General features: G+C 45.1%; 19 protein-coding genes. 4 read left to right on the top strand and 15 right to left on the bottom strand.

All coding sequences use genetic code 11. The features are described from left to right. Positions 1–9 precede the first annotated feature (9 nt). From HRU80_04560 to HRU80_04550, 3 genes are all read right to left on the bottom strand, one after another. Positions 10–1,944: a hypothetical protein gene (locus HRU80_04560; protein ID QOJ28185.1), complete on the bottom strand. Its 1,935-nt coding sequence runs from the start codon at positions 1,942–1,944 to the stop codon at positions 10–12. Positions 1,945–1,967: 23 nt separating this feature from the next. Then, complete coding sequence (locus HRU80_04555; protein QOJ28184.1) at positions 1,968–2,882, bottom strand: hypothetical protein; 915 nt, start codon at positions 2,880–2,882, stop codon at positions 1,968–1,970. Between the two features lie 94 nt (positions 2,883–2,976). Then, positions 2,977–3,924 carry a hypothetical protein gene (locus HRU80_04550; GenBank protein QOJ28183.1) on the bottom strand — a complete coding sequence of 316 codons (948 nt, stop codon included), beginning with the start codon at positions 3,922–3,924 and terminating at the stop codon, positions 2,977–2,979. Positions 3,925–4,204: 280 nt separating this feature from the next. Here HRU80_04550 and HRU80_04545 point away from each other — a divergent pair, with 280 nt between their 5' ends. Together HRU80_04545 and HRU80_04540 are read left to right on the top strand one after the other, a co-directional pair. Beyond that, entirely contained in the window at positions 4,205–5,575 is a 1,371-nt protein-coding gene (locus HRU80_04545) for a sigma-54-dependent Fis family transcriptional regulator (protein QOJ28182.1), read from the top strand. A 51-nt stretch (positions 5,576–5,626) separates the two neighbouring features. Beyond that, positions 5,627–7,252 carry a response regulator gene (locus HRU80_04540; protein ID QOJ28181.1) on the top strand — a complete coding sequence of 542 codons (1,626 nt, stop codon included), beginning with the start codon at positions 5,627–5,629 and terminating at the stop codon, positions 7,250–7,252. A gap of 1 nt (position 7,253) precedes the next feature. On the opposite strand, the gene HRU80_04535 is transcribed toward HRU80_04540, so the two are convergent. The 6 genes from HRU80_04535 to HRU80_04510 are packed head-to-tail and all read right to left on the bottom strand — an operon-like array spanning position 7,254 to position 13,967. Beyond that, positions 7,254–7,928 carry a response regulator gene (locus HRU80_04535; protein ID QOJ28180.1) on the bottom strand — a complete coding sequence of 225 codons (675 nt, stop codon included), beginning with the start codon at positions 7,926–7,928 and terminating at the stop codon, positions 7,254–7,256. 1 nt (position 7,929) lies between these two features. After that, positions 7,930–10,674 carry a response regulator gene (locus tag HRU80_04530; GenBank protein ID QOJ28179.1) on the bottom strand — a complete coding sequence of 915 codons (2,745 nt, stop codon included), beginning with the start codon at positions 10,672–10,674 and terminating at the stop codon, positions 7,930–7,932. After that, positions 10,671–11,042, bottom strand: coding sequence for a response regulator (locus tag HRU80_04525; GenBank protein ID QOJ28178.1), 372 nt, complete (start codon positions 11,040–11,042; stop codon positions 10,671–10,673). The genes HRU80_04530 and HRU80_04525 overlap by 4 nt, the downstream gene beginning before the upstream one ends. A 3-nt stretch (positions 11,043–11,045) precedes the next feature. After that, positions 11,046–12,272 (bottom strand): hypothetical protein, encoded by a 1,227-nt coding sequence (locus HRU80_04520; protein QOJ28177.1) that lies wholly within the window; start codon positions 12,270–12,272, stop codon positions 11,046–11,048. A gap of 13 nt (positions 12,273–12,285) precedes the next feature. Next, positions 12,286–13,167 (bottom strand): hypothetical protein, encoded by an 882-nt coding sequence (locus tag HRU80_04515; protein QOJ28176.1) that lies wholly within the window; start codon positions 13,165–13,167, stop codon positions 12,286–12,288. Between the two features lie 8 nt (positions 13,168–13,175). Next, a complete protein-coding gene (locus HRU80_04510; GenBank protein ID QOJ28175.1) occupies positions 13,176–13,967 on the bottom strand; it encodes a hypothetical protein in 792 nt (263 codons plus the stop codon). A gap of 48 nt (positions 13,968–14,015) precedes the next feature. Between HRU80_04510 and HRU80_04505 the strand changes: the two genes are divergently transcribed. After that, positions 14,016–14,228: a hypothetical protein gene (locus tag HRU80_04505; GenBank protein ID QOJ28174.1), complete on the top strand. Its 213-nt coding sequence runs from the start codon at positions 14,016–14,018 to the stop codon at positions 14,226–14,228. Positions 14,229–14,728: 500 nt separating this feature from the next. Here the strand turns inward: HRU80_04505 and tadA are convergent, their stop codons facing one another. The 6 genes from tadA to HRU80_04475 all read right to left on the bottom strand — a co-directional run bounded on the left by tadA (position 14,729) and on the right by HRU80_04475 (position 23,115). Beyond that, positions 14,729–15,895 (bottom strand): Flp pilus assembly complex ATPase component TadA, encoded by a 1,167-nt coding sequence (gene tadA, locus HRU80_04500; protein QOJ30452.1) that lies wholly within the window; start codon positions 15,893–15,895, stop codon positions 14,729–14,731. Positions 15,896–16,005: 110 nt separating this feature from the next. Beyond that, positions 16,006–17,796 carry a type II/IV secretion system protein gene (locus HRU80_04495; GenBank protein ID QOJ28173.1) on the bottom strand — a complete coding sequence of 597 codons (1,791 nt, stop codon included), beginning with the start codon at positions 17,794–17,796 and terminating at the stop codon, positions 16,006–16,008. Continuing rightward, positions 17,790–19,169 carry a type II secretion system F family protein gene (locus HRU80_04490; GenBank protein ID QOJ28172.1) on the bottom strand — a complete coding sequence of 460 codons (1,380 nt, stop codon included), beginning with the start codon at positions 19,167–19,169 and terminating at the stop codon, positions 17,790–17,792. Before HRU80_04490 ends, HRU80_04495 begins: the two co-directional genes overlap by 7 nt. Positions 19,170–19,495: 326 nt before the next feature. After that, complete coding sequence (locus HRU80_04485) at positions 19,496–19,888, bottom strand: hypothetical protein (GenBank protein QOJ28171.1); 393 nt, start codon at positions 19,886–19,888, stop codon at positions 19,496–19,498. 189 nt (positions 19,889–20,077) lie between these two features. After that, positions 20,078–20,461, bottom strand: a complete 384-nt coding sequence (locus tag HRU80_04480) for a hypothetical protein (protein QOJ28170.1) — start codon at positions 20,459–20,461, stop codon at positions 20,078–20,080. A gap of 236 nt (positions 20,462–20,697) precedes the next feature. After that, a complete protein-coding gene (locus tag HRU80_04475) occupies positions 20,698–23,115 on the bottom strand; it encodes a carboxypeptidase-like regulatory domain-containing protein (GenBank protein QOJ28169.1) in 2,418 nt (805 codons plus the stop codon). Between the two features lie 201 nt (positions 23,116–23,316). On the opposite strand from HRU80_04475, the gene HRU80_04470 reads away from it, so the two are divergent. Next, entirely contained in the window at positions 23,317–24,159 is an 843-nt protein-coding gene (locus HRU80_04470) for a DUF2279 domain-containing protein (GenBank protein QOJ28168.1), read from the top strand. Positions 24,160–24,566: the final 407 nt, after the last annotated feature.

Here is a 24,566-nt window from a genome sequence, read left to right as displayed (position 1 = left end):
CTGTTACTATCAATAAACATCAATCAGCGTTACGGTGCCTTTTACCAGTCCGTACTCCTGAATCGCCTCGCGTGAAAACCGCTCCGCGCCTGCCTCCCATGATTCATTAAACCCCCTGAATTCCGTAACCTCCAGCGGAATCCAGACTCTGTCGTCGCCATATATATCTTTTTTAATGAAGTATTTCTGTTCATTAGAGGTTATCATCCATGCTTCCTCAGGAAAAAGACCGGTATTTACCATCACGGTTACGTGCCGCATTCCTGAGGAAGCGGAATAATCAATCAGGGCCGTTTCAATTCCAATACTTTCATAGAGCGCGGCAAAGAGTACGCTCAGGTCATCGCAGTCTCCCCCTCTCACCTGCATTGTCTCAAGAGGAAACTGAACATAATCTGAAGTCGCAAGAGGATCAGAGACATAACTTAATCCCTTTGCAATGGTCTGATAGAGTCCCCTGATATAAGCAAACTGTCTTGCCTGCTGAGTCTCAAATGCAAACCCCGCCGAATCCGAAATAATCTGTTTTGCCCGGCTGCCAAGTTCCTGTATATCTCTTCCGATGAAATAATTCAGATCCCGGGTTCTGCCGTTCCAGGCGTTTATCCCGTAGAGAAGAACCGGCTTTACTATCTCTTCTTCCGGTTCTCCCTCATCTCCGGCGTAAAAAGAGAATTTTACCTGCGCCAGTACGCTTTTTTTCTCATTATACCCCCCCGTTACCAGAGTATATACCAGTATCCGCAGAGTATCTCCTGAAGGAATATACACCGCGGGAGAAAAAATCTGCTGTTCATGGTACCCCTGAATGGCGCTTCCGATCCTCACTTTCAGCGGTTTGCCGGAAAGATTACGTACAAGCGCTGAGGCGAAAGGGCGTTCGGCATATTCACCCGCGAGGGATGTATAGATATTTTCAATTACTGTTACATCCTCAACCGTCAGAGATCCGGAACTGCGTGCTTCAAGAAAATATTGCAGTGATATGGTAAACCGGTCTCCTGAATATCCGTCATTAATCAGGGAGGTAATCCTGTTCCGTTCGAATTCTTCCTGACTGCTCGTTCTTTTCTTCGTGTATATCACCGCCCCTGCTGAAAGCCCGGCATTTCCGTATCTGAATGCTGCTGAGGGCTGAAATCCGGATGCATCAGAGGAATTGTTATCGTAAAACCATCCGGAACCGGCGGTATACTGAACTTTGCCTGCCCCTCCGCTCCACCAGACACCTGCCAGCAGCGATCCGTCTGACTCTCCCGCAAATGATACACCAAGTGAAGCAAACGGTTTCCAGTCAGCCCCGGCGGAAAATTTCACCGCATCCGAAAAGTTGTATATATCCCCTTCTGTCTCCTGGCTGATCAGATAGAGATTATGGGAAGAAAGATTAATCATCAGACCCGGCAACAAACGGTATGCGGCGCCAAGATCAAACTGCCAGCGGCTGCGTGTAACGGTTTCCTTTTCACTCAGCAGATAAAGGGTATCGGAAGTAAATACGACACCAACGGAATTATCTTCGGTTTTACGGCTGAAATTCCGCAGGGTAACCCCCGCGGAGAAATCTTCATCAAATTCATATCCATATCCTGCGCCAAACAGCTCCCTGTACTGAAGAAGCGCTGTAAGATAACTACCGCCTGTCCCTGAAAGATATTGATCGCTTTTCACCAGAGAAAACTCCCGAATATATCCAGGAGTATATCTGAGGAGAAATGAATGACTGCCCTCTCTCTTAGCCAGGGAAATCGCATAAAGCTGGCCGCTTGCATCTCCGTTTAATCCGGCTCCGGCATCAAGCATAAATCCCCAGTCCTTAAGCGGAAGGTTCATCCAGGGGAGTGACTCCATCGGAGTGAGGAGAGCTGTACCTGAGGAGCTTACCGGATATACTCCGGTAACTCCGAATCTGCTTTGTGCCTGAATTGTCATAACGGCAATCATACTTACCAGAAGTAAATTCCTGATCAGTTCCCCGGCCTGATTGTGTATGCAGAAAATGCGGCAATATATAATCCCTCCTCAAGCAACGGGGAAACCATCTGCTTTTTTCTGAGCAGAGTTACACCGGGAGGGCCGAAGCGTGCCGGCGGAATCGCCCGCATCAGCGAAGGAGGAACTATATACTGACCATCATCACGGGTTTTAATCCGGTAAAAAGGAATCATCTGACCTGTTGCAATCAGACGCGCGCCGATTAGCACCTCAACCTCACCGGAGCCGGGTATGCTGTTCCAGTTAATCTGCATGGCATCCGCGCCATTAAGCCGTATGCGTTTTACACTACCTGTAATATCCACCGGCAGCGAAGAGCTGATCTGCACCGGGCCCTGTCCCGGCAGTTTTATCCGTATATCCATACTGGCTGACGAGCCAAGTTCAAAATCAGGACTCATATGTCCTCTTCTTCCGAACAGACGGTATTTAGGACCAAGCAGGGTATCGGTAATTACACCGCCCCGCCTCCAGCCCATCATATGAGCAACTTCGCGCGCCTGAAAATTATTGATTCTCAGGAAATCAGCTTTTTTGGTTTTGTATGAAATTATTCTGTTGTTCTGATCACGAACCGGCTGCGTACGGTCATATAGATAAAGCTCCGCGAAACTGGTAACTGAAACCGAATCTCCGGTAAAAAGCTGATTACGTGCAATAAAAAGTGCAGATCCATAATTCAGCGATACATCTTCCGGCCGGAAGAATGCTGTTGTATCATAACCATACGGGGAGGTGGTCTGCTCCGGATTCGCCGAAATCACTTCGATAACACTTTGTTCATCGCCGGTGGCTGCGGGGTTTTCCAGTTCAACCGGATTGGGCTTGCCGCATCCGGCGTAAAGCATCAGAAGCAGTATTGCTGCAATATGGACTATTTTTTTCATAACCTTAAATTTACCATTGTAATCAGTCTAATCAAAAATTCCCTGCCGGACTTCTCTGATTTTCTCAGAAAAGGCCCGGCAGAGCAAACTTCATTTATCTGACGATATAAGGAACTCCCCAGGATTTATTCTCTACCGCGGCGCCTGAATCAAACACTACACCGCGCGGCATTGCGTCAATTATGGCGTGGAAGTGTCCCGGAGCACTGCCCGAAGCAAAGGTATGAGAATACACTCTGACAAATCCAGCTCCTGACGGTTCAGAGGAAATCAGTTCAAGGCGCTTTTTAACTCTAAAGAATCCGCGGAGGTTGGCTCCGTGGGTAAGTATTACAAAATCATCATCAGCATAAGTGCTGTAAATCTCTACCCTCAAAGTAACGGTCGCATTCCGGTTGAGCACTGGGATGTCCCTTCTTGCGCCGGAGGGATTGCGTGAGAGGAAAAAATCATTCGGATTGGTAATCACGAGTGAGTCACCATTGGCGTAGGTTAGCACTGCTTTGTTGATAGACACATTATTGGTTACCGTTCCTCCGGAAGGCAGAGAGACTGCAACAAGTCTCCAGTTATTGCGGGGGTTCGGGTTATTGTTAACCTTGCGGAAAATCAGTTTTCTTACTACCTCAGAGGTAAATGGTTTCTGAATAACCGTATCAGCAGTAACCGTCGTATCTCCCGGTGTAACCGGTTCAAAACTGGCTGCAATAATCATCACTCCCGTATAGGTTGAAGTTACCGTAACGTAAGCACTGTCACCAATAAGTTCTCTGCTGAACTGCCTGGTAACGCTGCTGATTCTTCTTCCGATTTTAAGCGGATAAATTGCCTCCTGCGTTTTTCCGAAGAAGAAACCCATCGCTCCGTCATCATTAAAGTTCTGCTCGAACGAAAGTACTGATGAATCTTCAAGCGCAAGTTCCTGAAGCGCCTGATCATCAGTAATAACCTGTGAACCGGGGTCCGTTGTGTTTTCAGAACATCCCGTCAAACCAAAGATGAGAAGCGGTAGTATGAGAAAAAATCTTTTTAACCTGTTCATTGTATCTCCTTTTGTGAATAACTGTTCATACCCTGTAATACATACATTGTGCCAGAATAATCCTTCATTCTGAATGATTTTCGGGGTATTCCCGAAGCTGATCTGTCTTGAAAATTCGGTCAACCGTCTGGAATCTGATTCAAGACATTAGACAAAAAACAAAGAGATAAAGTTTGTCCCATCGTTCAGACCTGTCAGTTGGAATCTATATCACATCGTATCGCAGCAGGCAGGGCAATATCCCCCCTTTTATTATATTTGGGCTTTATTTTGTTGGAAAATGACCTTAAAACCAAGAATTCTCGCTGCTGATGATGATCAGGGGCTCTGTTATCTGCTGACCGAGCAGCTCGGAGAAGCCGGCTATGAAGTGGATGCTGTCTCGAACGGGGAGTCCGCTCTGGAACTTCTTGGCAAAAAGCCTTATGACCTGCTCCTGCTTGATCTCAGAATGAGGCCAATCTCAGGTGAAGAGGTCTTAAAAAAGGCAAAAGATCTCTATCCGCAGCTCCCTGTTATTATTCTCACGGGAGATATGGATATCAGCAAAGCGGTTGAATGTATCAGGATCGGGGCTTATGATTTCCTGACCAAGCCCTATAATGTTGAGAATCTTTTTGTTTCGGTCAGGAGAGCGCTTGAACACAAGGATCTGCTGATAAAAAATGAACTGCTGAGCAAGCGGACTCATTCTGATATTCCTCTGAGGATCATTGGTGAGAGCCAGGCCCTTAAAAATGTTATCAATCTTGCTCTTAAAGCAGCCCGGTCAGATTCAAATATCCTGATCGAGGGGGAAACCGGAACCGGAAAAGAACTGATGGCGGAATTCATCCATCAAAATTCAGAGCGGAGTAAAAAACCATTTGTAGTTATTAACTGTGCATCACTGCCTGATTCCCTTTTCGAAAGCGAACTGTTCGGATTTGAGAAGGGCGCTTTTACCGATGCAAAAAATACAAAACCAGGTCTTGTGGAGATTGCAAACGGCGGCTCTCTTTTTCTTGATGAAGTCGGCGAGACCAGCATGAATCTTCAGCCCAAGCTGCTTCGCTTTCTTGAAAACGGTGAATACCGGAGAGTGGGAGGACTTAACGCTCTCCGCTCTGACGTACGGGTGGTGGGAGCTACAAACAGGAATCTGATGGAAGAATCAGACCAGAAGAATTTCAGGAAAGATCTGCTCTTTCGTCTTAATGTTATTACCCTGGTTATCCCTCCGCTGCGTGACCGGGCAGAGGATATACCGGTACTGGCAAACCATTTTCTTGCGGCAAAGTCACCCATAAGAACACCAAAGACTCTCTCTGAAGACGCAAAAAAAATTCTTATGAGTTACGACTTTCCGGGAAACATTCGCGAGCTCGAGCATATTATCGAGCGGGCAATCATTTTCAGCGACGGCCCCGTTATATATCCGGATAATCTTTATCTTCCTTCAGCAAAAACTCCGGCAAAAATATCTTCTGCTAAACCTGACCCGCCAGCCGAAGAGTTTTCCGCGCAGCTTTCGCTTGAAGACGTTGAAAAGCAGCATATAAAAAAAGTGCTTGATCAGTATGACTGGGACCGTGTGCAGTCTTCACTGCACCTGGGCATCAGCCAGAAAACTCTCTATACAAAAATTAAAAAATATAATTTAGAAAAATAGGACAGCAGTCACCGTTCCGGAGATCTTAACCGGAACACAAGAACGGGAATCATGAATAACGAACTTAACATAGAACTTGAACGGCTTGAAAAGCTTATCACGGGACTCTTTGAACCGGATGCTTTTAACAAAGTTTCAGAGTCTCTTCTTGCGGATGTAATGCTTGCAACGGGGGCGGATTTTGCCATGCTGAGCACAAAAACCAGCCAGGGAGAATTTCTCACCACTCACTATGATCCGCTTAATTACCTGAGCCGCAATCCGCTCATACATTACGAACTTGAACGCTGCTACGATACCATTATAAGCGAGACATTAAAGGAGGGGGGAAAAATTATCATCAATGATTCACTTCACCCGGTTTACGGATATCTGCATGCAGTGCTCGGGGCTGAATCATTAACCTGCATTCCTGCTGTTTTTGCCGATATCAGCTACGGATATATCCTTCTCGGAAGAGCCGCAGAAGTTTTTACTGAACCTGATTTTTCTGATACCGGAAGACACAGTGCACTCGCGGGAATTTTTCTCCGTTCATTGCATGGAGTCCAGCATCACCGTTATCTTGAAAACCGTCTCGCGCAAAAACAGAAACTTGAAACCATAGGAAAGATTGCAGGCGGTATTGCTCATGATATCAGCAATATACTGTCAAGCATCTTCGGAAGCGTTGCCATTCTGAAGAGAAAAGCGAAAGACCAGGAAGATATCCTCCGGCTTGTTACTACCATTGAACGCGGTGCAGTCCGCGCAAAAGACCTTACAAAGAATCTCCTTTCATACGGAAAGAGCGGAGGAAAACTTAAGGAAATAGTTCATCCTGAATTTCTGATAGAAGAGATTTCAAGAATGATATCTGACAGTTTTCCCCCTTCAGTTGATCTTCGCATCTCCGCTGATGAAAAACCTGATCTTATTCACGGCAACAGCACGCAGCTTTTTCAGGTACTCCTCAATCTCTGCATCAATGCCCGTGAGGCGATGAGTGATAAGGGAATTCTGGAAGTAGAAGCAAAAAACCTGACGGTGAATACCGTAAATGCAGTCCGCTTCCCGTTTTTAACGGAAGGAAATTATGTCCATTTTTCCGTTGCTGATACCGGCAAAGGAATAAGCGAACAGGATCTCGGAAAGATCTTTGACCCCTTCTTTTCCACTAAAGGGAGCGAAGAAAACAGCGGGCTTGGTTTATATGTGGTTTACGGCATCATCAAAGGACACAACGGGCACATTGAAGTGCGCAGCAAACCCGGGCACGGCACCCGGTTTGATATATATATTCCGTCAATGGTAAAGATGGGAAAACAGGCAGTTCCTTCTGCTCCCATTATTCTGATTGCTGATGATGAGGAGGAACTCTGTGATCTGCTTGGCGAACTTCTTGAGTCGCATGATTATTACGTTCTGAAGGTTAAGTCCGGAGAAGAGGTCCTGCGCATAATGAGAGATGAAATTAAAGTTGATCTGCTGATCATAGACTTCAATATGCCGGGGCTTAACGGCCTTGAAACCGTAACGCAGGTTAGACAGCTAAACTATACTATTCCTATTATCTTTTCTACCGGAAGTACCGGATTCAGTTATAAGTTTCCGGTGGAAAACCTGAACATCAGCTCAATTATTCATAAGCCGTATGATTTTGAGACCATGCTGGCTACCATAAAAGAGCTGCTTTAATTTATTCTTCCTGTTCATCCGGTTCAAGATCAATCATCTTGATATCGCGGACGTATTCGGAAATGCGGGGCTTTTCAATCCGGTTTAACTGTTCGAGCACATCCTTAATATCCATCACGGCAGCTTCAATGGTTTCCAGTTTCTTCGCGATGTTTTCCCTGATAATTTCCTCTTTGGTTAGTTCCCGTTTAATGGCTGTCCCTGCAAGATTGATGAGGGTAAGCGGCTGCTTTATTTTATGATTTGTGGTAACTACCGTCGCCATGTATGTTGAAACCTTTTCAGCTTCAAGAAGCAGTTCCTGTGTTTCCCTGTGCCTGATAGCGCTTTTCACGCGCGCGAACAATTCAAGTTTATCAAACGGCTTCTTTATATAATCAAAAGCGCCTGCCTTAAAGCCCTCTTCGGTATCCTGGGGAGAATTCTTGGCGGTAACCAGTATAATAGGAATAAACGCAGTCCTGGGGTTATTTTTCAGATGCCGGCAGACTTCAAGTCCGTTCATATCGGGCATCATTATATCAAGCAGGATCAGATCAGGATTTTCCGCATTGGCATAAGAAATACCGTCTTTTCCGTTATACTCAATATGAACTCTGAACCCCTCCCGCGTGAGGCGTTCAAAAAGGATAAGCGCATTATCATGCTGGTCGTCAATTATCAGAATTTTTTTCATGTTACTTTTTTGGTTTAAATATTCTCTTAATTTTTGAAATCAGTGCTGCCGCGTCAAAGGGTTTCCGTATATATCCGGTAAAGCCCGCCCTCAGCAGTTCGTCTCCGTCATCATCAATGGTTTTTGCTGTTATAGCAATGACCGGAACCTGTTCATACCGTTTGTCCTCACGAATTCTTCTTACAGCCTCAAAACCGTCCATCCGCGGCATCATCAGATCCATCAGAATCATATCCGGCAGCGCTGATTCCAGAATCTCCAGGCATTCCTCTCCGTTTTTTGCCAGAAGAGTGCTGCATCCGCTTTTCTTAACCAGTTCGTTCAGCGTAAAAAGTGTATCGGGATCATCGTCAACAATCAGAATTTCACCCAGGTATCCGCCATGATACGCATCATTGCTTTCACCGCCGGTCTTTGTTTTTCCATCAGCCCCCGTTTTTTCTTCGGTATATATCATTCCGGCGCCTGCCGCTGCCTGGCTAACCACAGGAAATCCGCTCAGGAGACGGGGCAGTGTAAGAGTAAACGTGCTTCCACTGCCGGGTTTACTCTGAAGCGTAAGTTTTCCTTTAAGAAGTAATGAAAATTTATGTGAAATAGAGAGTCCAAGTCCGCTTCCCTCATACTTTCTGCTGAGAGAGCTGTCAACCTGCCGGAATTCTTCAAAAATATATTCCTGCTCTTCCGGACTTATGCCAATTCCTGTATCTTCAACCTCAAAGATAACTTCTTCGGGTGAAGCTAAAAAGACCCTGAGCTCAACAAATCCCTTTTCCGTAAATTTTATGGCGTTACCGCAAAGATTTATCATTACCTGCATCAGTTTATGCCGGTCGGTTGTCATTTTTTCAGACTCATCGTCAATTGTATTAACCATTCTGAAGGGGAGTCTTTTTGTTTCAGCGAGCGGTCTTACCGAGTTATCAAGCTCGGCAAGAAATTCCTTCACAGAAAACTCCTCCACCTTCATATCAATACGTCCTGATTCAATGCGGGAAATATCCAGTATGCTGTTAATCAGAGTGATAAGACGGCGCGCGCTTCTGAGTGCAACTTCCAGCCGCTCACGGTTCTTATAACTGAGAGTGGGATCATTCAAAATCAGCTCGGTCAGTCCCAATATTGCGTTCATCGGCGTCCGCAGTTCGTGCGAGATAGTTGCCACAAAATTTGACTTCAGCCGGGTTGATTCTTCTGCTTTGTTCTTTTGAATAGTAAGTTCGGCCGCTTTCTCTGTTAACTGCTCATGCAGATGTTTCAGGCGCTGATTCTGTTTTGTAACTATTTCGTTCTGAATCTGATACTCTTCATTCAGAATCCTCAGCTCGCGCACCAGATCTTCCAGACGGCTCAGCGTGATTGCATTCATAAATCCCACTGCAAGCTGCTCGCGTATTTTATTCATATAATCGAGCGCTTCCTGCCCCAGTTCCGAAAGCGTTACCAGATGTATCAGTGCTATTACTTCCTGGGAGTAAATCACCGGAGTTATAAAAAACTGCTCTCTTACTTCATGCCCCGGACTGCCGTTCTCATGTTTAACCGAAAAGAGCAGATCAGTTTTAGTGCTGATCACTTCCTTAAAGATCTCTTCATCTTCGGGGGATATATCCTTCGCCATATCGCCAAAAAAAGCTATCACCTGAAGACGTTCATAAGAAACAATACATATTCTTCCTGAAGAAAATCCGCCGGTTCTCACTATGTTTTTCAGGACAGCATCGGCTACTTCTTTAAGCGAGGGATTGCGGTTAATGAGCGTAATAAAATCGGTATATTCATTCTTCTGCCGTTCTTTTTTCTCAAGTTCGTCCAGCATCACGTTAAATGCATTGCCCAGCTGCCCGAGTTCATCATCCGTCTCCACAATCATTCTTTTGCTGAAATCACCGGAGCGGGTAATATTGGTTATATCATTCAGACGGATAATCTGCCGCCTGAGCCGTGAAGTAAAAATAATGGTAAGAATGATCGAGAGAATACCGCCCGTTATGCCAAGCAGTATCAGAATATCCTGCAGATTATCCTGCAGTGTTTTTAGTTCGGCTATACCGGAGAAAACAAGCAGATCAATGGTCTTATTTGAATACGTATCCTTTCCAACCTGATAAAGGGATGACAGGATATACGAAAACTCCGGTGTGCCGCCAAGAATTACTCCCGGCTTTTCACGCTGAATCTGTCTGAATAACTGTGACAGCACATAGTAATGCTGCTGATTGACCAGTTCATTGGAAAGTGCTGTTACAAGACTATTGTCAAATACGGCTACATCCGCCCCTATTCTTTTTGCAATTCTGTTCAGAAGCGGCTGTGTAAAAAGATAACCGTAAAGATACTCCTGACCGTCCTGATTACGGCTCAGCTTTATCACCAGCGCGGAGTTGTTTTCGGCAAATTCTCTGATGTTAAAGGTCTTTTCCGGTACAGGGATTCCTTTTACGTATAAAACATCATGAGAATGAATATCCCCTGTAGAGTGAAGTCTGAATACAAAATTGAACGCTTCATCATCCCCCGGCGTTAGCAGCGTCTGTTCCTTCTTGTATATATCAAAATAGCTGTTGTTTTCTTCATTCAGTTCTGAAAGCATCAAGCTCAGGTCCGCGACAGCACTGTTCAGAGACGCTGTCTGCTGATTGCGCAGTACCGTAATCATAATTGAATAAAAAGTGATTCCCGCGCCGGTCAGGATAAACGCTACGATTACGAAATTAATCAGGATTATCCTGACGTTAATTTTCATGACAACGATTTGGTTCCGGTCAGACGGTTTACGGCACTCATCAGTTCCTCAAAGTTGTAGGGCTTGCTGATGAAATCTGATGCCCCCAGTTTTGCCGCGTCAATGGCGCTTCGCACATCCGCGTACGCTGTCAGAACAATAATCGGGATGGAATTGCTCGAAGAGTTCAGCGCCCTGAGTACATCGAATCCCCCTTTGCCGGGCATTTTCAGATCAAGGAAAATAATATCCGGATTAAAACTCTTTACCTGATCTATTGCGTCATCAGCAGTATATACCGCGGATGTTATATACCCCCGGTGATAAAACTCTTCGGAAAGAGCAGCGCAGAGCTGAACATCATCGTCAACGATAAGGATTTTTTGCAAGACTTAATCCTTTTTTTCGTTTCTCAGCGAGTTCTCTTTTGATTTCCGGATACGCTCACGCAGCGACTCAACCTCTTTGTCCACAATTCCGTCCTCAGAAGGCATAGCAAGGCGCTCCTTCAGGGTTGCCACAAACTCTGCCTTGATTACAATAACCAGCTCTTTTTTTATCACGCTGACCTGGTCGCTTCCGGTAAGGTATCTGATACCAAGCACCCACCAGGGAAGATCACGCAGGACGGGAATTCCCGTACGCACGGTTTTTTCTTCATTCAGATACAACCCCCCGATAACCGTTGACTCACCGTCCAGCATCAGCACCTGGGTGGTAACCTTTGTTTTGCGGATTTCCGTGGAAAGTTCTGAAGGAAAACCTGAGCTTCGCTCAACCGTCAGGTCAAGCAGCATATACTCAACACCGTCTTCAGTGTATATATACGGCGTAACGTTAATAATGGATCCGGTCGAGAAAAACTGATCGGTTACATTGCCGGCAAAATCACGCTGCTTAATAGAAAAGTCTGACCCGCTCTGTATAGTCCCGAGCCGTTTATTACGGACGGTAACGGTCGGGCTTGCGATAATTTCTCCGATATTTTCAGATTCAAAAAACCGGAATAGGGTCATCGCTTCACCGAATAAACTTCCGGCGCCAAACTCTGATGATGTGCCAATCTTAAAATCGGATGTCACGCTTCCGCCGTCCGTTATAACCTGACCGGTCGTGGTTGCCCCCGTTCCGAAATTGAATCCCTTGCCTGAGAGAGCCAGCTCCCAGTTAATACCCCGCTCACGGGTTTCATTTACATCAGCTTCAAAAAAGATAGCCGATATTTTAATTTCACGAGAATCAACGCCTGCATATACCTCAGGCTTTATTTCTTCGGTAGTATCTACCTTTCTTCTGATGATGATAACATCTTCCTTATACTCAAGTATAAGACCCGCATACTGAACAATCATCAGCAGCGCTTTTTCATACTGCACATTAATGATATCAAGACCAATGGGATCTTCACGCTGAAAGGTAGTAACAATCGGCCGGCCGGTTTTCTTCTCGCTGATTTTGCTCATCAGTTCTATTGCCTTCGAGAAGGGAAGTGATGAAGCCATGGATACCACTTCATCATGCGGCACATATTCGCCTAACTGTTTTTCTATGCCCGGTTGTGCCATTGCGGGTATATGCAGCAGTAAAAGCAGGATGAGGAAACTCTGTATGGTTTTCATAAGGCAGCTCACTCTATTTCCGTTTCTCTTTTTCAAGGACAAGCACCAGATTTTCAACAATTCCCCCTTTATTCAGAATAAACTTCGCGGTGTTTTGTTCGTAATTAATTTTTGTCAGATAACCCAGATACACTTTATCCCCTTCAGCCAGCAGATAGGTTTCTCCTTTTGAATCCGCCACAAAAATCCCCTCCGGAACCACAGCAAGCAGTTTTGCTCCCTGCACATCAAGCAGCCCTTCAGAATTAAGCGGCACACTGGTTGCAATCAGAGGGGAGAATATATCATACCGCATGCTGGTTCTAAGCATATTTTCTGAGTAACCGACAGTAGTAAACCGGTCATTATCAGAAAAATACACCTTCACGGAAAAGGAAAAATTCACAAGAAAACGGGGCGTGCTTTCAACATTCGGATCTACATAGTTGGTAAATTCCGGTTCAAGTATCTTTTTCAGCTCTTTGCTCTGTTCAATTGCATAGATGAGCTGATAAAGATCCGCATACGATGCAACGCCGTCAACTTTGTATCTATGAAAGAAGAATTCCCGTTCAGGCATTGTTTCAATATATTCGATATTAACACGTGCATCACGCGATATCAGCTTGGTTGCCATATTCATGAATTCATAAAACTGCAGCGTGGTAATATTTACGGGAATATTAAACTTCCTTGCGGCAAGTATTGAGTCCAGCGTGCGGGCGCGTTCGGTTCTTTCGGCAAGCTGCAGGTTTAGCGATTCCGTATCAAACTCCTGCGCTTTAAGCTGGTTCAGTACTTCCGTCCGCTCCTTTATTTCCGGACGCTGAAACAGATATATATATCCGAAGCCGAGTGCTGCCAGCAGTATTACCAGACCGGCAAGCGCGAGTGTATTTTTAAGTTTTCTGTCCATCGCTCTGCCTATTGTTCCCTGAGCGTTATCTGAAAACGGTATGCATCGCTTTCCCGTATCGGTTCATAATAAACACTTTTCAGCGTCGCGGAGTCCAGGCGTGCAGTGACCTGCGGCAGGATATCGGTATTAAGCGAATATCCGTCTGCCTGTATAAACTTCTTTTCATCAATGGATATCTTGCTCAGCCAGAATCCTCTCCGCTCAATTCCGAGTGAGGAGAAACGGTTCAGGGTTCTGCCCCAGACCTCAGACCCCACGCTCACTGAGTCCAGGATGGTCTGTGTCTGATCAAAACTGTTTATTCTGCCATCCAGAGCTTCTATCTGCGCAACAATCTCAAGATTCTGCTGCTTTAACTGCTCTTTCACCCTGATTTCATTCTCAATCCCCTTAAGCTCCGTGCTCCCTGTGAGTATCTGCAGCGTTATAAAAATGGGAACCAGAACCAGCAGAGGAAGCATCAGATACCCATGCCAGGCAAACTGCAACAGTTTTTGTTCTTCCACTACCCAGTTCGGAATCAGATTGATTCCCGGGGTTTTCTTTATCAGTTCTTCATGTATTTCACTCATCGCCGCTATGGGTACGCTGAATGAGGAAACTTTTTCTATGTCTGTTTCTGAAAGGCCTGATATATCAACATCATCAAATTCAAGCCGGCTGACATTGATTTCAGGGAAGGTACCGTAAAAGGAGAGCACCAGGTTCTCAGAAACATCCTCACCGCAGACGATGATATTATCAAGATTCGGCACCGCGCCGTTTTCCATTTCGAGCAGTATCTTGGAAAAATACACATCGTAGGTATGCAGATTTGTTGTTCCGATATCAAGCGTTGAGCCGATATGCTTGATTTTTCTTCCATAGAGAAAAATCAGCTTGCTGTATTCCTTACCGATATATACAACAAGGGAATAGTCATCCGGAAAGAATTTCTTCCGTTTGGCAACATAGGTGGCAAGGGATATTTCAGCACTCTTAACAGAGCTGATTTTATAAAAACGCCGGTTATTAAAACGGGCAAGCTTGTTAACAAGCTGAATACAGCTGGTATCTGAACGTAAGCGGACACGCAGCGTTGCTCCCTCTGCTATCTCAACCTGGCCGACAGACTCATCAGATTTGGTGGTTTTCTTTTTTGATTTAAGTTTTCCCTCGGCTTCTGATGTTACTTCCTGGGTAAACTTAGGTATGGCTCCGGTTGTCCCTTTTTTATTTGAAGTCTGGTAAAACAGCGCCGGTTCGGTAAGGATAGGCACAAACTTGCACTGATGCAGTTTTATTCCCGCGAGCTCCGCGTTAACCACTCCTTCGATAAGCTGGCCGCCTCCCCCGACAGAGTCATTCATGTTCTGGGAAAGCATATCGCCTGCCAGCGACTCAAGGGTAAGTTCACCTTCACCTGCATCAAATACCGGCATCTCAGACTGCGCGCCTGAGGAGGGTTTAAACAAATCTATAGATGCGGTTTTTATCAGGCGCAGTTTTCCCTTGTCCCGTTCAAAGACCGCAAATTTAGAATCATTTCCCTCGCAATAGATGCAGACGAACTGCTCCATCAGACCGCCGTTAAGAGTTGCTGCATACGTACTTTATTATTCGAAAAACTCATCGCGGTTTCAAGAGAAATCTTCTTCTGCATATAGAGCCGCTTCAGATCCTGCTCCATGGTCTGCATGCCAACCTGCCCTCCCTGATTGATCATCATATATATTTCACTGGTGTTATTGTTCTTGATGGCTGCTTTGACGCTCGAGTTCACAAGCAGTACTTCCTTGGCAAGCGCAACTCTACCGTTAATGGTCGGAACCAGTTTCTGCGAGACCACGCAGGTGAGCACATCTGCCAGTCTGTTGCGCACTCTGTCCTGCTCATTTGGATGCACTTCAGCGATGATGCGGTCAATGGACTCAACCGCGGAAGATGTATGGAGTGTCGAAAAAACTTTGTGGCCGGTATCAGTTACCTCAAGAGCCGCCATAATGGTATCCGGATCTCTCATTTCACCGATAACGATAATATCAGGATCCTGGCGCAATGACTGGATAACGCCATCCTTAAAGGTCAGCACATCCCTTCCCACTTCCCTGTGCCGCACGATTGCCCGGTTTGACTTGTGTACAAACTCAAGGGGGGACGCGATGATAACTATGTGAGCAGTATCAAGCTTATTGTGAAAATCAATGATTGCATCAAGAGTCGAAGACTTTCCTGAACCTGTAATACCGGTTATCAGCGTAAGCCCGAACTTCACATGCATATGGCTCATTACCTTCAGCACGTTGGGATGGAATTCCATTGATTCAATAGAGCGGACTGCCGATGAAATAGCACGCATATTTAACGCGATGCTGTCAAGATCAAAATAGACCGTTGCTCTGAAACGTACCGGTACGTTTTTCCTTTCATAGATAAAAGTATAACTCATATCTATGCTTCTGGTTACAATAAGATAACGGCGCTGATTTTCGTTGAGGATATTAAGAATCAGAACAACAAATTCATCCAGGGTAAACTGCGGAAGGTCTTTAACCCGTTCTTTCTTTCCGAAGATGCGCATCCAGATAAATCCGTCGTTTCCGTAGCCGCCTATCTCAATATCGGAGGCTTCACGTTCAATCATATTGGTGAGGATCCGGTTTATTACCTTCAGAAAAAGAAGCCGTTCCTCATCAGTGAATTTTTTAAACTGCTCGATGATATAATTGATACGGTCCTGCCCCATTACGGTCAGGGGAATGGCATCGGTAATTTTTTTTATCGCTGCTTTGGTTTCTTCTATCACTGATATTCTTTGCTTGTTCTCTTACTGGATGATAATTTCGTACGCCGGTGTTAATCTTCCATCGTCGAGGAGATAACTTCTTCAAACGAGGTGAGCCCCTGCTTCACTTTTTCCAGGCCGGATTCTCTCAGATTCAATGTTCCGTCTTTTTTTGCCTGCATACGGATCTTTTCCTCATCAACCTCTTCACCTGACTTAATAATAATCTGTCTGAGATCTTTGGTAAAATAGAGCGCTTCATGAATTGCAAGACGCCCTTTATATCCCGTCTTGCTGCATTTGTCGCACCCGACTGCCTCATATATGTCCAGACCCCGGAACTCCTCCGGATTAATACCGAGTGACTTCAGATAGTCATCATCAATCTGATCCACTTTCTTTTTGCAGACGCAAAGCTTTCTGATAAGCCGCTGTGCCACAATGATATTAATTGCGTAAGCAATAAGGAAGGGTTCAATTCCCATTTTATATAAACGGGAAACCGCGCTCGGTGCGTCGTTTGTGTGTAGCGTGGAGAAGGTAAGGTGACCGGTGTTTGCCAGTTTAATGGCAACTTCGGCTGTCTCTTTATCTCTCATCTCACCCACAAGCACAATATCAGGGTCATGCCGCAGAATACCGCGTATGGCCTGTTCAAAATTCATCTTATGCCCGATCTTTAACTGCCGGGCTCCCTCAATAACATACTCCACAGGATCTTCTACGGTAAGTACGTTTACCGTCGGGTCTATCACCTGATATAACGCGGCGATAAGCGTGGTACTTTTACCTGATCCCGTAGGACCGGTCAGGATAACCATTCCCTGCGGCTGATTGATTGCTTTTTCAAATGCATCTTTAGCGTAACCCATCAGTCCGAGTTTGCTCAGATCCTTAATAACTTTTCTGTCATCAAGTATTCTTATAACGATGGATTCAAATTTATTTTTCAGTTCCGTTCCCACCATCGGCATATCAGATACACGGAAACGGATAATGGTACCGTCAATTTCGCGCTGTATAAATCCGTCCTGTGAACGCTCGCGCTCAAAACGGTCCATGCCTCTTGACCTGTCTTTGACCACCGCGATCAGCGCCTCCGGAGAAGTATTCTCCTGTGAGTGCCATAACTGCAGAAGACCATCAACACGGAACATGATATCCGTCCGTTTTGCTGAACGGGGAACAAAGTGTATATCGCTTATACCTTTCCGGGTTCCCTCAACAAGCGCTGCTTCCACCAGATTAACAAGCGCGCTTTTGTTGATTTCATTCTCAAGTTCATCCTCGCTGAGGTCTTTCTCCTGCTCAATCTCAACGTTAAACTCGGTCGGGTTTGCCTCAAGCTGCTTCAGGTATTCATTTTCCGGCGGAAAGAGCTTTTCCACCAGCTTTGTATATTCCTTATTGCGGACATAGATAACTTCATATTTGCGGGCATTAAGACCAAACGCAATTTTCGGGATATTACGGTCAGTGGGGTCAGTGGCCGCTATTAAAAGTTTATCCCTCTGTCTGTCATCATATTTATAGGGGATGACTTTTACCTCAAAAATCATTTTCTTTAATGATTCTCCACCGCCGTTTACAAATTTTTTAATACGGTCGGCTACTTCAGGCGTTATGGTTTCGGCGGTTACATCCATTTCGCGGAATGCATACAGACTGGCCACTTCATTAAAAATGGCATCATGCTCATAACCAAAATCCTGAACAAGAATCTGCGCGAGATTCCTCTTCTGTTTTGATTTGTCTTCGTTCTTTAACCGGAGCGCCTTTTCAAGCACCTCGCTGTTGATAATCCCTTTCTTAAAAAGGAGATAACCGATTTTATCAGTGAATTCCAGATTCGTTTCTAACATACCGGATACTCTCTTACAAATTCGAGAACTGATTTCATTTTGTTCGGGTCTGGTGAAATAGTGGCTGTTTCTGCTGAAACCAGCGTAAGGCCTATCATGACAACCATAATAATCATCGAGATAATAACCTGTATCAGCTCAATGATGCTCTTAAGACGGAATACCGTTTCACTTTCATAATAATTGGCAAGCTGCAGGGCTGTGTTCTTAAGCGTGCCGGTTTCTTCTCCGCTGTGAAAACGGTTAAGCGCGGTTTCCGTGAATACATTCGCGGCAGCAAATGCTTCGGTTATTCCGATACCTTTTTTCACCATCAGAGGTATTGCCACATTTTTAATCTGGCTTTCAAAATAGGCATTATCAGATGCTTCGGCAGCTATTCTGATCGGTTCAATGCTTTCTGCTGAACCTGAATACAACGTATAAAACACCCGGCAGAATACTTCAATTACCGTTTTATGGATAAGATTGCCCATCACCGGCATCTTAAGCATATATTTATCTTTCATGATCCTGCCCTTGGGTGTAGCAAAGAACCTTCCAAGAACCACGATCGGGACAATAATTGAACCAAGAATCAGAAAAATATTAGCTTTAAGAAAATCACTGAGCTCAAGCGTTGCGGCAGTCATCGGAGGAAGGTCAATGCCGAACTTGGCGAACATAAGCGCTGTTTCCGGGAATATATATCCGATATAATAAAGCACTGCCAGCATCAATACAAATACGGTAACAAACGGACTGATCAGCGCGCTCTTTAAACTCTTCTTAAATTCCATCTGCCGCTCAAGGAACTTTGCCGTGGCACGGTAGATCTCAGCCATATTACCAGACTTGGAGGCCAGACCCAGCATATATGAGGTGAATTTCCCGAATACACTCTGATACCGGCTGAAAACCACCTGGCTGTCCGCCCCTTTTTTTAATTCGTTATTGATGTCCTTAAGCGTATCGCGGAGGGTTTTATTCTGGGTATCGTTAATCAGCAGGTTCATCACTTCGCCGAATGGAAGTTTTTGATCCATCAGCTCGGAACTGATTTTTACAAAGGTGACCACATCCTGAACCGGAGGAGGAGGGTTAATATCAAGCAGCTTCTTATTGACATTGATTTTGTCATACCCAAGCCGGGTTAACGCGTCAATTACTTCCTGCTTGTTAAACGCTTTCTGTTCCCCCTTAATCGGCTTTTCGTTCCCTTTTTTAGCCGTATAAATCCATGCTGCCTTTTTATCAATGGACTTAATCTTAAGCTGATTTTTCTCCGCCATAGCATTGATTTTCTTCTTTGCTTCGGATAAGTTTTCAGCAACCAGACTGCCGGAAAGCACTTTGCCTGACGGATTTTCAGCGACGAAACGGCATTCAACCATGGATAAAACTTCTGTTTTTCATTAACCCTGAAATATAATTAATTATTGGCTAAGATTGAAGCATTTGTTGAGTTCAGGGCTATTTTCTGCTTATTTTTCAATAACTTAGCCCTGCTCACAACCTGAGGTTTATCACAGTATTCAGTCACTTATTTCAGGAATCTATCTGCTTTTTTTAGGTGGCTGGTCACCGGAAAAAGCCAGGTTTCTCCCGGAAACTGAATCCGTGGTTACGTCTCTCACCCCCTATGGTAAAATAAAAAAGCGGCACACATTAAAAACGTGTGCCGCTCTGTTCTAAAAAATTAGAGTATTATCTCTAAAAATTAGTTGGTTTTAGCGATGGTTATGCCGCCTGTTGATGTAACTGCAGCTGTGTGGGTTACACCTGCTGTACCGTTATCACCTTTTTCAGTTCCTACACCCCGGAATGTGATGCTTGTTGCGTTACCGGCAACTGAGATTGTATAGGTACCATTAGCATTTGAACCCATTCCGGTTGGGATTGCATAACCAACGAATGAATTTCCGCCGCCACCGAGATTGGTTGGCTTTTTGTAATACTGCATAGCTGATGCTGCTAAAGCATTTAAGTCTGCAATAACTGCATCTCTGTTTGCCTGAACTGCACTGGTCTGGAAGAGGTTAATACCTACTACTACTGAAATACCGACGATAATTACGCCGAGAACGATAAGGAGCAATTGCTGCTGACCCATGGTGGTTTTTCCTTTAGATTATTGATTGAGAATAATTTTATAGTTAAGTAATGTAAAAATCGTGCCAGTTCCGGATGTTTGAATTAAGCTAAAAAACGGTGATGGATATCCGTGGCGAGCAAAAACGGTAACTGTTACAAGTAATTTTTACCTGTCCTTTTCCAAAAAGTACCGGTTTTTTCAAGAATTTTAATTGTTTTTGGTAAAAGTTAGCTTCCCCGCGGTAACAGTCACGTCATAAGAAATCGGGTTACCGTCATCCCCTGCTTCTATCTCCAGCCCGTTAATTACGATTTCATCTTTACTCACGCTTTTTATGGTATAAACCCCGCTTGGATTTTCCTGAAAACCGAAGGGGATTTTATAATTCAGAAATGAGGTTTGACCGCCCCCCTGTTGAATGGCACGCCGGTAGTAACCCTGTGCGTCAGCACCAATAATATTGAGGTCACTTAATATCTGTTCTCTGTTAATCTGGGTCACATAACTGCGGTACATACTGATACCCACAAGCAAAGCTGTGCCAGTAAGTATAACGGTAATTCCAATAAGAAGAAGCTGCTGCTGACCCAATGTTTATTTTGTGTTTTGAAAAAATTTAGTTTGATGAATTTCTCTTTATATAGAAAAAAGCGTGCCACAAAAAGAAACTGACAGAGCAATAAAATATGACCTTTTTTATCAGAAAACAAGCACCGTTTTGAGAATGCTTTTCTTCTTAAAAACCTCCGGGGTAATTTTTACCGGTGCATTCTTCACACCCTGCAGCATCCCGAAATTAGGAAAAAATAGGTGGTTAGCACAGAACTCTAATTCGTCGCGGTTGAAAAAGTAATCCGGTATGAGGGTCCGCTAACCTGTGAGAGCCGTGCTGATAGATCAAACCGGAAGAAGATGAGCAGGCGGTTAAGACCAATTCCGGCTTCGTAGTAATACCTGTCGGCTGTCTCCGCGGTTGTTTTGAGAAGCGGATTGGTTATTTGAACCTGACTCCGGTTTTTAACATCACTCCAGGCCGCTGACCCGTTCACGATCACTTCGATTCCGTAAGCAGCCACATTAGGAATGCGTAATACCCCGGGTATCAGTTCCCCGAAATTATGCTCTATAAAAACTGAAGCATACCGGTCGCCATAGAACTCCTTCTCTTTTATGCCTCTCAGCGCGCCAGGGAGCGCAATGGCGGCACTTGAAGACTCAAAGCTATAATATCTCTGCACGGGCAGCGTTCCTATGCTATAGCCCCCCGTAACCCGTAAATCAAGCATCCAGAGCGGCAGTGTGGGCGTTCTGAGATAAAATGCAGACCGGATATTGGAAAAGGTAAAATCACCTGTAAGCCGTTTTTTATCAGCCGTTTCAAAAGATAAAAACAGACCAGAATTCCCTATTCTCCGCACGGGTGAATAGTTTAACATCACCTCACCGTAGATTGAGCGCAGGCGGCCCGGCTGCGCGGCAGGGTTGCCCCGGTAACTACTCTTTCTCCCGAAGAATGCAAAATCAGTATTAACACCGGCCGGAAGCTGGGTTTCATCCCTGAAGCCGAGCTTGAAGACTGTCGGGCGCTCAAAAGTTTCTCGCCGGATAAACCTGAGCTGACCGATTCCATACTTCAGTTCAAAGGAATACCCAGATGCATAAAAATAATCACCATAATCATTCTTAAAGAGAAGGGAAAGCAGCGTAATAGCCCGTTCGCGCAGCGTATAAGGATCATCTCTCCTGTTAAGGCGGCTGTATATATTACCCGCAAGCTGCAGGCGGCCCGGCTCATCAAATGAGTACTCAGCCAGAAAATCACCATGGGGTTTTTGATCAGCGAACGAATACCCGGCTTTGATGACGGTATTGAGCCGGTCAAAGGGCCGGTAACGGAAGCCAGCGCCTGTATATACTGCGCCAACGCGGTTAAAGTGGAAGAAATCATCAAAGCCGGAAAAGGGTTCGCGGTCAAGTTTTGCGATCTCTCTGGTAAGGGGCCCTATATACCGGTCAAAGAACGTGCTTGTAAGAACGGAGTCAGGATTTTCTCTGAGCTGCCGTATTTCCTCATAAGCATATTTTTCTTCCTCACGCAGGGGCAGCACGCCGTTATCATCCCAGTAGTCAGCGTTTAGTTCATCCGCTCCCTTGTCAATCTCAACCCGCCTGAGGGTAAAAAGCTCCGCGTCAAGTTTCTTATTAAACGTATAATCGTACGCAACGGTATATATCGAGATATCAACCCGCGCGTCAAAGACCCAGTAGATATCCACCGGCACAATCGCTTTTATATGAAGCCCGGTCGGCACAATGTATCCATCAAACTCGCCGAAAGACTGCCAGTAGCTCAGATCAGCGCTGAAAGGAAGCTGCACGGCTTTATTGGGCTTAAGAGAGGCCTCAAGCACCCGGCCGGTAGCTCCGTTGATATCCACATAACCGCTGAAAAGCTTCCGCTGTGATGAAGCGGGTTCAACCCTGATCCGGGCGATCATGGTAACGCTGTCCGGCTTAATCCATTTTTCAAGAGTGAAATGATAATACTCAGGCGCGTCCGGATGAAACGGGCTATATATTAACTCGTCAAGCAGCAGCACCTGGTCATCGTATATATTGATATTGGTTCCGAACGCGACAAAATTGGCTTGCGGAGGCACGTTTACGCTCTGGCGGCGGTGGGTGATCCGGTTAAAGTAGTTATCCGGTTTCTGGAAATATCCGGCTGAATAAGATTCAAAAATGGAAAATATGGTAGTATCGCCGCGTTGTGAGGAGCGTCCCGCGGTCAGCGTATCTGAACTGACTACAAACTTTGTGTAAAGATTATAGGTGTAGGTATTAAGCTTATCTTTCTGCTCAAGTTTCCGTTTGATGGCGTTGCGCATAATCAGCACCCCAGGATCTTCTCCGGTTACCACCACTTCCGGAATTGCGTATTCTGCTCTCTGAAAAAACACATCTATGGTAAGCGGTTCAGTACCGATTTCCGCCTGCCGGGTCTCGGTTTTGTAACCAACCATGGAATAGGTGAGCGTGTAAGAACCATAGGGAATCTTCAGATAGTAATTGCCGTCAGGGTCAGTTACCGTCCCTTTATTGGTTCCTTGAATGAACACATTCACATAGGGGAGCAGCTCGCCGGTTTCGGCATCAGCCACGCGGCCTTTAACCAGTCCTGAAGCAGCTTCAGCAGGCAGAAGCCGCAGAACAAGAAACAGCAGGAGTAACAATAACTTATTCACAATTCGCATAAAAAAATAACAAATCCGGGGGGAATAGAGTTCAAATGAATTATGAAGTATGAATAGGGGGGTTCATTTACACAATCTCTTTTACACTACCTGGCTATTGACCCAACCGTGGCGATAACACATTTCTTTTTCTTTCTTCGCTTTCATTCTTAATTTGAGATCAGTCAAAAATATACTTATTTGCCAGATACGATGAACCGTTCACTATTCCGCCTTTTTATCATCCTGAGTTTCATGACGCCGCAAAGCAATGGACAGGACACCTCAGCTGTCCACTGGTACAGGGCGGGAGGAATCGGGCTGCTCACCGCCGGAGGATTTGTTTACGGCCACGCCCTTAACACGAATCTCTGGTGGAAGGGGGAGAAATCCGGTTTCCACTTCAACTGGCAGGAAGACTGGACTTACGCACTTGGTTCTGATAAATTCGGCCATTTCTTCTTTCCCTATATGGCTTCTCAGGTATATTCGGGATTATTTCAGTGGTCCGGCTTCTCACGCAATACCTCGCTCTGGCTTGGGTCATCATTGGCGTTCTCATATCAGACCTATATTGAAATCAAAGACGGGTTTTCAAAACAATGGGGATTCAGCTGGGGAGATTTTGCAGCAAATACTCTCGGCGCTGTTTATCCGCTTCTAGAGGAAGAATACCCGCCGCTTAAAAACTTCCGCTTTAAGATGAGCTTCTCCCCTTCTGAGCGGTTCCGCAATAACTCCCACTCGGTAATATTTGACGACTATGAAAGCACCTACGACTGGATAAGCATTGATATATATAATTTGCTGCCGCAGAAAGCAAAACCCTACTGGTCACCATATCTTAACATTGCCCTCGGCCACAGTGTGAAGCGGCTGGATGCACCGGAAGGGGGACATCATGAGTTCTTCCTGGCGTTAGACTGGAATCTGGATGCGTTTCAGATTCAAAATGAATACCTCCGTGCAGTACAAAAAATCATCGGCTTTTACCGTCTGCCATCACCGGCAGTAAAGATATATCCCGGAGTGGTTTGGTACGGAGTGAGGTTCTAGTTAAAAGTTAAAAGTTAAAAGTTGAAAGTTGAAAGTTGAAAATTACATATTACGCGTTTTCAATTGAACTTTTACCAACATAGCCTGACTCAGTTTAACATATTTCAGAATAGGTTCGCGTAAAGACACTAAGACCGAAAGAATATTTAATCAATCTGCGTTAATCTGCGTGATCTGCGGGAAACTTTTCTGATTCACCTAATTCTTCGTCAAAGTATCGCGCAAAAACACCAAGACCCAAAGATTATCTGATCTTTTCTGCGTTAATCCGCGTGATCTGCGGGAAACTTTTCTGATTCACCTAATTCTTCGTCAAAGTATCGCGCAAAGACACCAAGACCCAAAGATTATCTGATCTTTTCTGCGTTAATCCGCGTGATCTGCGGGAAACTTTTCTGATTCACCTG

Source organism: Ignavibacteriales bacterium (assembly GCA_015709675.1).
GTDB lineage: Bacteria > Bacteroidota > Ignavibacteria > Ignavibacteriales > Ignavibacteriaceae > H2-BAC3.
The sequence above is the reverse complement of the archived record's forward strand: the minus strand, read 5'-3'. Positions and strand labels throughout refer to the sequence as shown.

Excerpts from the sequence above, each read along its gene's own strand:
- HRU80_04520 (QOJ28177.1), bottom strand. The coding sequence starts at position 12,272 with ATGAAAACCATACAGAGTTTCCTCATCCTGCTTTTACTGCTGCATATA.
- HRU80_04530 (QOJ28179.1), bottom strand. The coding sequence starts at position 10,674 with ATGAAAATTAACGTCAGGATAATCCTGATTAATTTCGTAATCGTAGCG.
- HRU80_04505 (QOJ28174.1), top strand. The coding sequence starts at position 14,016 with ATGCTTGATTTTTCTTCCATAGAGAAAAATCAGCTTGCTGTATTCCTT.
- HRU80_04470 (QOJ28168.1), top strand. The coding sequence starts at position 23,317 with ATGAACCGTTCACTATTCCGCCTTTTTATCATCCTGAGTTTCATGACG.
- HRU80_04535 (QOJ28180.1), bottom strand. The coding sequence starts at position 7,928 with ATGAAAAAAATTCTGATAATTGACGACCAGCATGATAATGCGCTTATC.
- tadA (QOJ30452.1), bottom strand. The coding sequence starts at position 15,895 with ATGGGGCAGGACCGTATCAATTATATCATCGAGCAGTTTAAAAAATTC.
- HRU80_04540 (QOJ28181.1), top strand. The coding sequence starts at position 5,627 with ATGAATAACGAACTTAACATAGAACTTGAACGGCTTGAAAAGCTTATC.
- HRU80_04495 (QOJ28173.1), bottom strand. The coding sequence starts at position 17,796 with ATGTTAGAAACGAATCTGGAATTCACTGATAAAATCGGTTATCTCCTT.
- HRU80_04550 (QOJ28183.1), bottom strand. The coding sequence starts at position 3,924 with ATGAACAGGTTAAAAAGATTTTTTCTCATACTACCGCTTCTCATCTTT.
- HRU80_04515 (QOJ28176.1), bottom strand. The coding sequence starts at position 13,167 with ATGGACAGAAAACTTAAAAATACACTCGCGCTTGCCGGTCTGGTAATA.
- HRU80_04555 (QOJ28184.1), bottom strand. The coding sequence starts at position 2,882 with ATGAAAAAAATAGTCCATATTGCAGCAATACTGCTTCTGATGCTTTAC.
- HRU80_04490 (QOJ28172.1), bottom strand. The coding sequence starts at position 19,169 with ATGGTTGAATGCCGTTTCGTCGCTGAAAATCCGTCAGGCAAAGTGCTT.
- HRU80_04560 (QOJ28185.1), bottom strand. The coding sequence starts at position 1,944 with ATGATTGCCGTTATGACAATTCAGGCACAAAGCAGATTCGGAGTTACC.
- HRU80_04485 (QOJ28171.1), bottom strand. The coding sequence starts at position 19,888 with ATGGGTCAGCAGCAATTGCTCCTTATCGTTCTCGGCGTAATTATCGTC.
- HRU80_04545 (QOJ28182.1), top strand. The coding sequence starts at position 4,205 with ATGACCTTAAAACCAAGAATTCTCGCTGCTGATGATGATCAGGGGCTC.